The following is a 13,054-nucleotide window of genomic DNA, read 5'->3' on the forward strand; positions in this document are numbered from 1 at the left end:
ATCAAACATCCTTTTCTATTTTAATTATATTTGTGCCAATGAGTTTGAAAGATCATTTATTAAGTCTTCCACATTTTCAATTCCTATAGAAATCCTGATTAATTCTGGAGTAACTCCTGATTTTTTTTGTTCTTGTTCACTAAGTTGTTGATGAGTAGTAGAGGATGGATGTATAATAAGTGATTTAGCATCACCAACGTTTGCTAAGTGAGAGAATATTTTCAGATTTCTTATTAACTTTTTACCAGCTTCATATCCACCTTTCACACCGAATGTAAAAATTGAACCTGCTCCTTTTGGAAGATATTTTTTAGAAAGTTCATGATATTTATTATCTTTTAAACCAGGGTAATTAACCCATTCTACTTTTTCATGATTGCTTAAAAATTCAGCAATCTTTTCTGCATTATTAACATGAGCTTGTAATCTATAAGATAGTGTTTCAAAACCTAAAGATATTAAAAAAGCATTAAATGGTGATATACAAGCACCTATATCTCTTAACAAAATTAATCTTAGTCTAGAAATATAAGCAGCTTCTTTAAAGGATTCAACATATGATAATCCATGATAACTTTTATCTGGTTCCACTAGCTTTGGAAATTTGCCATTATTCCAATTAAAATTTCCAGAATCAACAACTAGTCCTCCTATAGAAGTTCCATGCCCTCCTAAAAACTTAGTAGCAGAATATACAACTATATCTGCGCCAAATTCAAAAGGCCTGCATAAATAAGGCGTTGCAAAAGTGTTATCTACTATTAAAGGAATTCCATTTTCATGTGCAATACGTGCAATTTTTTCCATATCACATATATTAATACTTGGATTTCCAATAGTCTCAATATACACAGCTTTAGTTTTAGATGTAATAGCATTTTTGAAATTATCAGTATCTTCAGGATCTACAAAATTTACTGTAATTCCAAAATCTTTTAGAGTATTTGCAAATAAACTATATGTACCACCATAAAGTGTAGTTGATGCAACTATCTCATCTCCATTTTTTGCTATGTTTAAAACAGAGTAAGTTACAGCAGCCATACCAGATGAAGTTGCAACAGCTCCAACACCACCTTCTAATAAACTTATTCTTTTTTCAAGAACATCAACAGTAGGATTATTTATTCTTGTGTATATATTTCCAGATTTTTTTAAAGCAAATAAGTCTGCAGCTTCTTCTGGTGTATCAAATACATAAGATGTAGTTTGATATATAGGAACTGCTCTTGATTTTGTACTTGAGTCTGGTTCATATCCTCCATGTAATTGTAATGTTTCAAAATTCAATTTTTTTGACATAATAAATCACTCCTAATTATTAATAATAAAAAAACTTCTTACAGATAAGATTGTAAGAAGTTACATTCATATTCTCATCTGTCAAGCTAATTAATAGCTTGCTGGAATTAGCACCTTGAAAATATTCAGGTTGCCGGACGTCACAGGGCCAGTCCCTCAGTCACTCTTGATAAGATTTCCTATTAAATTTTAAAAATATAATATCAGTAATATTATGAATTGTCAAGATTTTTTAAAAATTTAAAAATAAATATAAAAATTAAATTATGAATTTATTAACAAAACTTACCTGTATAAAAAGACGATTTTTATATTGACTTAGTTGCAAGAATTTAATATGATTTAAATGTAAATGATAATAGATGTCAAATGAATCATATTTACAGCTGTATATATTTATCAATAGCAGTATATTTTAAAATAAGTACTTGCATTATATTCTTAAAAAGAAATCTTAAGGAGGAAAACAAATGATAAAGAAAAAATTTGCAATTATTTCAACAGCATTATCAGTAATTTTATCAGCAGGATTATTAGCGGGATGTTCTCAAACTAAACAAACTGCAAAAAACGAATCTGTAAAAAATGAAAAAAAAGTAGTAAATATTTATACAGATAGACATTATGATACAGATGAAGAACTTTATAAATTATTTACAAAAGATACAGGTATCAAAGTAAATGTGGTAAAAGGTAAATCAGATGAATTGATTGAGAGATTAAAAAGAGAAGGAAAAGATACTCAAGCAGATGTTTTAATTACATCAGATGTTGGGAGATTATATAGAGCTAAGGAAACTGGATTATTACAATCTACAAAGAGCACTGAATTAATAAATAATATTCCAGAAAAATTTAGGGATGAAGATAATCAATGGTTTGGATTAACTAAGAGAGCCAGAGTAATTGTTTATTCAAAAGATAGAGTAAAACCAGAAAATTTATCTACATATGAAGATTTAACAAATGAAAAATGGAAAGGAAAAGTTTTAGTTAGATCATCTACAAATGTGTATAATCAGTCACTTTTAGCTTCATTTATTGAAATTAACAGTGAGGAAAAAGCTAAAGAATGGGCAAAAGGAATTGTACAAAATATGGCTAGAACACCTAAAGGTAATGATAGAGATCAGGCAAAAGCAATCGTTGCAGGTATTGGTGATGTAGCAATTATGAATACTTATTATTTAGGAAAACTATTAAATTCATCAGATGCAGAAGAAGTAAAAGTAGGAAAGAATGTTAAAATCTTTTTCCCAAATCAAAGTACTACAGGAACACATGTTAATATTAGTGGAGCAGGACTTATAAAATATGCTAAAAATAAAGAAAATGCAGTTAAATTTGTAGAATTTTTATCTGGTGAAAAAGCTCAAAAACAATTTGCAGAAGCAAATTATGAATATCCAGTTAATGCAAAAGTTGAACCATCACAACTCTTAAAATCTTGGGGAGATTTTAAAGAACAAGATGTTAAACTTTCTAAGTTTGCAGAGAACAACAAAAAAGCAGTTGAAATTTTCAATGAAGTAGGTTGGAAATAGTATACTATAAAAAGCAGCTTTAAAGCTGCTTTTTATAAATATAAAGAAGGATGTGTTACATTTGATAAAACTAAAGAAAATTAAGTTAAGTTGGTGGAATATTTTTAGCTTTTTCATAGTAATGCTAATTATTATACCTAATATTGAAATATTTTTAAATGTGTTCAAATCCCCAAATGAAAATTGGGTGCATATAAAGCAGTATCTTTTAAGAGGATATATACTAAATTCATTTAGATTGATTTTTATATCTGGGTTGTTAACAGTAATAATAGGTATAGGATTATCATGGATTATATGTATTTATGACTTTCCTATGAGAAACTTTTTTAAATGGGCTCTTGTTCTACCATTATCAATTCCTCCTTATATTGCTGCTTATACATACAGCAATATGTTAGGATATACTGGATTTATACAAATTACATTAAGAAAACTTAATATAAGTGTTAATCAAAATTTTTTTGATATTATGTCTGTAAATGGTGCCATATTTATTTTTACAGTATTTTTATATCCTTATGTTTATATGATAACTAAATCATTTCTAGAAAAACAATCTTCTGCACTAATAGAAAATGCTAGGGTTCTTGGTCGAAATTCTTTAGAAATATTTTTATATGTGGTTCTTCCTATATCAAGAAGTGCAATAATTGGTGGAGTTAGTATAGTTATTCTAGAAATATTAAATGATTATGGTGTAGTGAATTATTTCGGAGTTCAAACCTTTAGTACAGCAATTTTTAAAACATGGTTCGGTATGGGAGACATAGATTCAGCCTCAAGACTTGCTTTTATGCTAATTGCAGTAGTTATAATACTACTTATGTCAGAAAAATTGTTAAGAGGTAGAAAGAAATATAGTTTTACAACTACTAAGATAAAACCTATATCAAAAATAAAATTAAAAGGTATAAAAGCTTTTGGGGCATTTATATTTTGTTTTACAACTTTTTCATTAGGATTTTTAATTCCTGTAATACAAATATTAAAATGGAGTTTATTAACTTACAAAAAAGTTTTAAATGCTGAATTTATTCATCTTATAATAAGTTCTCTAGGAACTGCTTTAATTACTGCTAGTTTCATAATTATATTTGCTTTAATTGTTGCTAATTATTGTAGACTAAATGATAGTATTATTTCAAAAGTTTATTCTAAAATCACCATATTAGGATATTCAATTCCAGGAGCAGTAATAGCAATAGGAGTTATTGGTATTTTTGTAACATTAGATAGAAGACTTGGATGGTTGTATAAAATATCTTCAAGTAATTCTTCAAGCCTTGTTTTAACTACCAGTATAACTATGTTGATTTTTGCTTATATAATTAGATTTTTGGCAGTAGGATATAATTCCATAGAGTCAGCATTTGAAAAAGTAGGAAATAGATTTTCAGAGGCTTCTAGAACATTAGGCTATGGAATAACTAAAACATTTTTCAAAGTTGATTTACCAATGATAAAAGGCGCAGTTTTTAGTGGATTTTTTCTAGTTCTTATTGAAGTTTTAAAAGAATTACCATTAACATTTCTTTTGAGACCTTTTAATTTTAACACTTTAGCAACAAAAACATATGAATATGCTAATGATGAGATGATACATGAGGCTTCCAGTGTATCAATACTCATAATTATCATTAGTCTTATTGCTATATATTTTTTCTATAAAATTGGAGATAAAGAAATAGATTAATATATGATTTGAAATTATTCAACACGTTGAATATACAAGGAGGTACGTATGTATATTGAAATAAAAAATTTGAATTTTAAATATAAAAATAGTAAAGAATATATACTTAAAAACTTTAATTTAAATATACAAAAGGGAGATATTGTCTGTATATTAGGTGAAAGCGGCTGTGGTAAAAGTACAATACTTAGATTAATAGCAGGATTAGAAACTCCTTTAGGAGGTATTATCAAGATAGGGGATAAATTTGTATTTGATGATAAAAATTTTGTTTATCCGGAAAAAAGGGGAATAGGAATGGTTTTTCAAGACTATGCATTATTTCCACATCTTACTGTTGAAGGCAATATAAAATTTGGACTTAAAAATGTTTCACGTTATGAAAAGAAAAAAAGAATTAATGAGTTATTAACTTTAGTAAACTTAGAGGGTTATGAGAAAAGGTATCCTTATGAATTAAGTGGCGGACAGCAGCAAAGAGTAGCTTTAGCTAGAGCTATTGCACCAAAACCAGATTTGATTCTATTAGACGAACCTTTTAGTAATTTGGATGCACATCTTCAAAATAAAATTAGACAAGAACTTAAAGATATAATTAAAAAGACAGGCATAACATCAATATTTGTTACACATGACAAACAAGACGCACATGCTATTGCAGATGTTACTATAACACTATAATTTAATAAATTAAACATAAACCCTTTACAAAATAATGGTTATATTATATAATACAGGTATAGTTAAAATTTATTGAAAATTCTTGAAAGGAGACTATGTAATGATTAATTTAGTATTTAACATTAAAAGAAGAACTAATTTAATAACTAAATCTATAGTCTGCTGTCAAGAAGTATATTATTTTTAAGTTTATTTAAAGTTTATTTGTTAAATTGACCGCAGGCATGTTTACTGCGGTTTTATTATATTATTAGTTAATTACCGCGGATAATTCTGCGGTTTTTATATTTTTTGTATATTTACAGTAGTTAAGATACTTAACCGTAGTTTATCTCTAACACTATAATGTTAGGGTTATTGCGGTTTTTTATTATATAAAAAAGTATAAATTCATTAAGTAAAGTGTATTTGCATAAGAATATTACTTTACTTTTTAGGGGGAGAGAATAATGAGCACAATAATATTTGTTTTTTTAAGATCTACAATAATGTAAATACAATTTTGAATTTGGGAGTGATTATATGGTACAAGGAAATATTAGTGGTATAAAAAAATCAATTTTAGATAAATTAGAAGAATTATATGAGATTAATATAGATAAAGATTCTATTCTTTCTTATGAATTAGTAGAAAAACTAAACTATATTAGTAAAACAATAAATAAAGAAATAAGTGCAGCAATAAATAGGAAAGGTAAAATAATTAGTGTTGCAGTTGGTAACAGCAACCATGTTGAAATTCCATGTATAGATAAAAAGCTAAAAAAACTTAGTGGTATAAGAGTAATTCATACTCACCCTAGTGGAAACAGCAAGCTTTCATTACTAGATATTTCAGCATTACTAGATATGAAATTAGATGTAATTGCATCTGTTGGAGTGCACGAAAACATTAATGATGTTAAAGTTAATTTTGCCTTTTGTGATGTATATAATAAATCTCTTACTCATGTTGAAATTAAAAACTTGAGATTAGAAGAGGCAGTACATTTTGATCTTATGGATAAAATTCGCTATATAGACAAAATCATGACAGAACTTGAAGTAAATGAAGATGATGTTGAAAGAGCAATTCTTGTAGGAACAGATAGTGAAGAAAGTTTATGCGAACTGGAAGGATTAGCAGAGGCTTGTGAAGTTGTTCCTGTATATAAAGTTCTTCAAAAGAAAAATAAGATAGATTCAGCTTATTATACAGGATTGGGAAAGGTTAAAGAACTAGAACATCTAAGACAGATTAAAAATGCTAATGTAGTGATATTTGATAACGAACTCTCTGGTTCACAGATTAGAAATCTTGAAGAGAAAATTGGATGTAAAGTAATAGATAGAACCATATTAATATTAGATATATTTGCAAGAAGAGCTAAAAGCAAACAGTCTAAATTGCAGGTTGAACTGGCTATGCTTAAACACAGGATTTCAAGATTAAGAGGATTTGGTTCAGACCTTGCAAGAATAAGAGGGGGCGTAAGTTCAAAAGGCGGTGTAGGTTCAAGAGGTCCTGGTGAGAAAAAGCTTGAAACTGATAGACGACATATAGAGAAAAGAATACAGGATATAAAAGGTGAACTTTCCAAGGTAGTAGATACACGAACTATTCAAAGAGAAAATAGAAACAAGGATAACTTGAGCAGAGTAGCCTTAGTTGGATATACCAATGCTGGAAAATCAACTTTAAGAAATCAACTTTGTAAAATTGCATCTTGTAATACCAAAAATAAAGATGGAGTTTTTGAAGCAAATATGCTTTTTGCTACATTAGATACTACTGTAAGAGCTATTACATTAGATGATAATAGAAAAATTGCTTTATCTGATACAGTTGGATTTATTAGAAAGCTTCCTCATGAATTAGTTGAGGCATTCAAATCTACATTAGAAGAAGTTATAGAAGCAGATCTTCTTTTACATGTTGTAGATTGTTCTAATGAAGAAGCACTAGAACAAATAAAAGCAGTTAATAATGTATTAAATGAGCTTAATGTATTAAATAAGAATATCATAATTGTTTTAAATAAAATTGATACAGCCAGCAAAGAAAAGATTAAATCATTAAAAGAATTTATTGAAGATGAGAATGTGATTGAAGTAAGTGCTTCAGATGGTACAAATCTTCACAGCTTATTAAAGATGATTGGTGATGAAATTCCAATAAAATTATTTGAAAAAGAATTTATTATTCCATATAATGAACAGTTATTTGTTTCAATGATTCATGAAACTTGTAATATTATAAATGAAGATTACAGTGAAAGAGGAACTTATATAAAAGCACAAGTATATGAAGAAATTTATAATAGATGTAGTAAATTCGAAGTATAAATAGACTAAATTAACGGGGACGGTTCATTACTTTAAGTTGAAATTTACAACTAAAAGTAATGAACCGTCCCTTTATTTTTTAGAAAAACTTCAATGGGTAACTTATGTTACGGATTAATTAGTAGTTTTTGAGTAAAATAATACATAGAAAAAGCAATTAGATTATGGAGGTACTACTATTATGAAAAATAAATATTTTGATATAAAAGACAATTTATTTGATATAACAAAAAAATATCCTGAAACCATTGATTTGTTTTCATCAATAGGATTTGAAAGTATTAAAGATGAAAAGCAAAGAGAACTAATTGGAAAGTCAATTTCACTTGAAATGGCATTATCTATGAAAAAGATAAATATTAAAACTTTTATAGATAGAATGATAGAGGTAATTCAAGAAAATAAAATTTCTATAGATGAATCACTAGGAAAATCAAACAATAATAAAGATGCAGATATTAAGATAGAAGGTATTTTACCTTGTCCTGTAAGAATTCCTCTTTTAGAAGCATTTAATAAATGGATGGATGAAAAGGGAAGTAAATTAAATATTACTGTAGATTATGAATTGAAAGCAGCTTCTATGGGAGTTGATTGGCTTAAAGATTCTTTAGTAAAAGCTGAATGTGAAGATGCTTTAAGTGATATTTTTATTTCTGCAGGTTTTGATTTATTCTTTGATAAGAACTTAATGAGAAAGTTTAAAGACAATGATGTTTTTGAAGATATTACAGGATTTGAAAGATTTAATAAAGATTTTGATAATGAGGAAATTGATCTTAAAGATCCAGATAGACAATATTCAATGATTGGGGTAGTTCCAGCAGTATTTTTAGTAAATACAGAAGAATTAAATGGAAGAGATGTACCGAAAAGCTTTGAAGACATTTTAAAACCTGAATTTGAAAATAGCGTAAGTTTACCTATTGGAGATTTTGATTTATTTAATGCAATATTATTAAATGTTTTTAAGAAATATGGTGAAGATGGTGTTAAAAAATTAGGGAAAAGCCTATTTAAAGGTATGCATCCTTCTGAAATGGTTAAATCACATATAAAAAAAGATGCAAGACCTTCTGTTACTATTATGCCTTATTTCTTTACAAAGATGACTAAGAGAGGCGGCCCAATGAAAGCAGTTTGGCCATCTGATGGAGCTATAATAAGTCCAATATTTTTATTAAGTAAAAAGAGTAAGAAAGATAAATTAAAACCATTTGTAGATTTCTTTGCTTCTAAAACTGTAGGAGAAATCTTGTCTCACAATGGTAGATTCCCAAGTGTAAATCCAAAAGTAGATAATATGCTCACAAATGAACATAAATATATGTGGTTAGGTTGGGATTACATTTTAAACAATGACATCGGAGATTTAATAAAGAAATGTGAAAAACTATTTAACTCAACCTGTGTAGATAAAAAATAGCGCTACGGGAAACGATATCTTGCTTAGAAACCTTTCACTTCAGTAACAAGTTCTAACCTTTACTCATATTGAAAAAAGATTTTTTAATTAATATTCCGTAGGAATCAGTAATTAAAAAATAACTTTTTTCAAATTCGTAAAGCTAAGAACTTGTAACTTTGTTCAAATGTTTCTTACGCAAAATATCATTCCCCTTCGCTAGATAGTATTTTTGTTCTGCGAAAGTTGAATATTTAACAAATCAATATAGGAGGGAAGTAACATGAATTTAGTAACCATATCAGGACCACCGTCCTCAGGAAAAACTGCCATTATTCTAAAGACTATTCAATCTTTAAGAAAAAGAGATATATCTGTAGGGGTAGTTAAATTCGACTGCCTTTATACAGATGATGATATATTATATAAAAAGCACGATATTCCAGTAAAAAAAGGATTATCTGGATCTTTATGTCCTGACCATTACTTTGTAAGTAATATTGAAGAAGTGGTGCAGTGGGGTAAGAAAATTAATTTGGATTTATTAATAACAGAAAGTGCAGGGTTGTGTAATAGATGCTCACCATATATTAGAGATATTAAAGCAGTTTGTGTAATTGATAACTTAAGCGGCATTAATACACCAAAGAAAATAGGTCCTATGTTAAAATCTGCTGACATTATTGTAATTACTAAAGGTGATATAGTTTCTCAAGCAGAAAGAGAAGTTTTTTCATCAAGAGTACACTCTGTAAATCCCAAAGCAGTTATAATGCACATTAATGGACTTACAGGCCAAGGGGCATATGAATTAAGTACTCTTTTATATGATTCAGAAAAAGATATTCAAACTGTAAAAGGTAAAGAATTGAAATTCCCCATGCCTTCAGCTATGTGTTCTTACTGCTTAGGTGAAAAAAGAATAGGGGAAGCTTATCAAATGGGAAATGTAAGAAAAATAGAGTTAGGTGATGAAAAATGATAAATATAAAAGTATTACAAACAAAAAAATTAAAAGAATTAATACAAGAATATCCTTTCATTGTTAACTATTTTGATGATAACAAATTAATAATCGAAGGATTTGAAAATAAAACCTTTAAGGAATTTTTAGAACATTTTTCAGAAGAGGAAATAGAAGAATGGGCAATAGATACTGAAAAACTAGAAGAAGGATTAGTAATTTATATCAATCAAATGCTTCAATTTTTAGGTATTGAAGAGCACTTTGGAGTTGACTCATTAACTATAATTGGTGGCGAAGATAAATCTGGAAACAAAGAAAATTTTGATAAAATCACAATTTATAAAAGTGAAATAATATCAATAGTAGGACCTACAGGCTCTGGTAAAAGCCGACTTCTTGCAGATATTGAATGGGCCGCACAAAATGATACACCAACTAAAAGAACTATATTAATTAATGGTGAATCACCAGATAAAAAGTGGAGATTTTCCAGCGGTAATAAATTAGTAGCACAGCTTTCTCAAAATATGAATTTTGTCATGGATCTTACTGTAAATGAATTTTTGGAGCTTCATGCTAAAAGCCGTATGGTTGAAAATGAAGATGAAGTTATAAAAAATATAATAGATGCTGCAAATCATCTTGCAGGAGAGAAATTTAATTTAGATACTCCAATAACAAGTTTAAGCGGCGGACAGTCTAGAGCTTTGATGATTGCTGATACTGCAATATTAAGTACATCTCCAATAGTCCTTATAGATGAAATTGAAAATGCAGGTATTGATAGAAAAAAAGCACTGAATCTATTAGTAAATAGTGAGAAGATTGTTCTTATGGCTACTCATGATCCTACACTTGCCTTAATGGCAGACAAAAGAATTGTTATCAGAAATGGAGGCATCTATAAAGTAATTGAAACATCAGATGATGAAAAACAGCTTTTACATGAACTAGAGAAAATGGATGTTGTAATACAAAATATGAGAAGTAATCTAAGAAAAGGTGAAGCACTGGACAAAACAATTCTTTCCCATAAGTATATGGTAGCCAGTAAATAAAAAGAGGTATAAGAACAGGAATCCTTCACTTCCATAACGTACTCTAAGTCTTATTCATATTGAAAAAAAGATTTTTAAATTAATATTCCATAGGAATTAGTAATTTAAAAATAACTTTTTTCAAATTCATAAGACTAAGATTACGTAAATGTCGTTCAAAGATTCCTTAATCTTATACCCTTTTTATTTACTGGCAATATACATACTCTATGGCAAAGAATTACTAATTGCTTATTTCAAATGTTTCTTATGTAATATATATTTTCTTTCACTATACAATATTTTTGTATTGAGAAAGTTGAATAAAGGTAGTTACAAAAATAAAGATTTGTGGTAAAATGATACCAATGTTATATTAAATACTTTTAGAAAGGAGACCGTATTATGTGTTGTTGTTGCTGTTGTTGTTGCTGTTGTAGAATAGTATCAATAGTTCATAATTTAATAAATAATATTGCTGCGGTCTCAAAAGGAATTAAACTTATTTAATATAATTCATATTTATGTTTTTAATAATAGATTTGTATATAATTCATAATCATATGAATTACTAAAATCTATTTGTGAAATAAAAAAGCTATTAACCGCAGGAATATTTTCCTGCGGTTTTATTTTTAGAAAGGAGATGTACAATTTGGAATTTTATATTTACAACACTTTAAACAGAAAAAAAGAAAAATTTGTACCACTAAATTCAAAAGAGGTTTCATTATATACTTGTGGACCTACAGTTTACAATTACGCTCATATTGGTAACTTAAGAACGTATATTTTTGAAGATATACTAAAAAAATCATTAGAATACACAGGTTATAAAGTAAAACATGTTATGAATATAACTGACGTAGGTCATCTTCAATCTGATGGAGATTCCGGAGAAGATAAGATGGCATTGGGGGCAAAACGTGAGAATAAAAGTCCTTGGGATATTGCAAGATTTTATGAAAAAGCATTTTTTGAAGATTGTAAAAAACTTAATATAAAAAAACCAACAGTTTCTTGTAGAGCTACAGAACACATAGAAGATATGATAAATCTTATAAAAAAATTAGAAGAAAAAGGGTACACTTATATTGCAAATGGTAATGTATATTACGAAATTGATAAATTTAAAGAATATAATAAACTGGCAAAATTAAGTATGGATGAATTAGAAGCAGGGAGTAGAATTGAGGTAGATGTTCATAAAAAAAATCCATTAGATTTTGTATTATGGTTTACAAATTCAAAATTTACAAATCATATAATGCAGTGGGATTCCCCTTGGGGATGTGGCTTCCCAGGATGGCATGTAGAGTGTTCTGCAATGTCTATAAAATACTTGGGAGAAAAAATAGATATTCACTGTGGTGGTGTAGATCATATACCAGTACATCATACCAATGAAATAGCACAATCAGAAGCAGCATTAGGACACAATTGGGTAAATTATTGGATGCATGGAGAATTCCTTGTTTTAGATGGAGGAAAGATGTCAAAATCTAACGGCGATTTCTTAACTTTATCTAGATTAATGGAAGAAGGATTCACTCCATTAGACTATAGATATTTTTGCCTTCAATCAAGATATAGAAAACAGCTTGTCTTTAGTTTTGACAGCTTAAAAGAAGCAGCTTCATCTTTAAGAAAACTTAAAGCTAAGATTAATTTAATAAATGAAAATATAACTAGTAGTGAAAATGTGGATGAAAGTAAAATTAATAATTATAAATTAAAGTTTGAAAATCAAATAAGTGATGATTTGAATACTCCAAATGCTTTTACTGTTCTTTATGAAGTTTTAAAAGATAATATGCTTACAAATAAGGAAAAAATCATATTAGTAGAAGATTTTGATAAAGTTCTTTCATTAGATCTATTAAATTATGAAACTTATAATAAATCAAATGTAGATGAAAATCTTATTAATTCATTAATAGAACAAAGATGTAAGGCAAGACAGGATAAAGACTGGGCAAAGGCAGATGAAATAAGAGATACACTCAAGGATATGAACATTGAACTTATAGATAGTAAAGAGGGAACAACTTGGCGAGAAATATAGAACTATAAAAATAGCCGCTTCGGGAAATGATA

The 13,054-nt window shown here is 28.0% G+C and carries 9 protein-coding genes and 1 riboswitch; of the genes, 8 read left to right on the forward strand and 1 reads right to left on the reverse strand.

Annotated elements, in window-relative coordinates:
* Nucleotides 1-24: 24 nt before the first annotated feature.
* On the reverse strand, nt 25-1,302 hold the full coding sequence (locus ACFIJ5_RS09460) for an O-acetylhomoserine aminocarboxypropyltransferase/cysteine synthase family protein (protein WP_379806371.1): 1,278 nt from the start codon (nt 1,300-1,302) through the stop codon (nt 25-27).
* A 71-nt stretch (nt 1,303-1,373) separates the two neighbouring features.
* Nucleotides 1,374-1,478, reverse strand: a riboswitch (SAM riboswitch).
* A 294-nt stretch (nt 1,479-1,772) separates the two neighbouring features.
* Here ACFIJ5_RS09460 and ACFIJ5_RS09465 point away from each other — a divergent pair.
* The 8 genes from ACFIJ5_RS09465 (at nt 1,773) to cysS (ending at nt 13,022) form a co-directional block, all read left to right on the forward strand.
* Nucleotides 1,773-2,846 carry a Fe(3+) ABC transporter substrate-binding protein gene (locus tag ACFIJ5_RS09465; RefSeq protein ID WP_379806373.1) on the forward strand — a complete coding sequence of 358 codons (1,074 nt, stop codon included), beginning with the start codon at nt 1,773-1,775 and terminating at the stop codon, nt 2,844-2,846.
* Nucleotides 2,847-2,967: 121 nt separating this feature from the next.
* A complete protein-coding gene (locus tag ACFIJ5_RS09470) occupies nt 2,968-4,542 on the forward strand; it encodes an ABC transporter permease (RefSeq protein WP_379809583.1) in 1,575 nt (524 codons plus the stop codon).
* 48 nt (nt 4,543-4,590) lie between these two features.
* Entirely contained in the window at nt 4,591-5,223 is a 633-nt protein-coding gene (locus ACFIJ5_RS09475; RefSeq protein ID WP_379806375.1) for an ABC transporter ATP-binding protein, read from the forward strand.
* Between the two features lie 522 nt (nt 5,224-5,745).
* Nucleotides 5,746-7,548, forward strand: a complete 1,803-nt coding sequence (hflX, locus tag ACFIJ5_RS09480) for a GTPase HflX (protein ID WP_379806377.1) — start codon at nt 5,746-5,748, stop codon at nt 7,546-7,548.
* A 181-nt stretch (nt 7,549-7,729) separates the two neighbouring features.
* Nucleotides 7,730-8,974, forward strand: a complete 1,245-nt coding sequence (locus tag ACFIJ5_RS09485) for an ABC transporter substrate-binding protein (protein ID WP_379806379.1) — start codon at nt 7,730-7,732, stop codon at nt 8,972-8,974.
* A gap of 262 nt (nt 8,975-9,236) precedes the next feature.
* Entirely contained in the window at nt 9,237-9,935 is a 699-nt protein-coding gene (locus ACFIJ5_RS09490) for a GTP-binding protein (RefSeq protein WP_379806381.1), read from the forward strand.
* Complete coding sequence (locus ACFIJ5_RS09495; RefSeq protein WP_379806383.1) at nt 9,932-10,978, forward strand: ATP-binding cassette domain-containing protein; 1,047 nt, start codon at nt 9,932-9,934, stop codon at nt 10,976-10,978. The genes ACFIJ5_RS09490 and ACFIJ5_RS09495 overlap by 4 nt, the downstream gene beginning before the upstream one ends.
* A 634-nt stretch (nt 10,979-11,612) precedes the next feature.
* On the forward strand, nt 11,613-13,022 hold the full coding sequence (cysS, locus tag ACFIJ5_RS09500; RefSeq protein WP_379806385.1) for a cysteine--tRNA ligase: 1,410 nt from the start codon (nt 11,613-11,615) through the stop codon (nt 13,020-13,022).
* The last annotated feature ends 32 nt before the right edge of the window (nt 13,023-13,054 follow it).

The organism is Haloimpatiens myeolchijeotgali (assembly GCF_042688525.2).
Classification (GTDB): Bacteria; Bacillota; Clostridia; order Clostridiales; family Clostridiaceae; genus Haloimpatiens.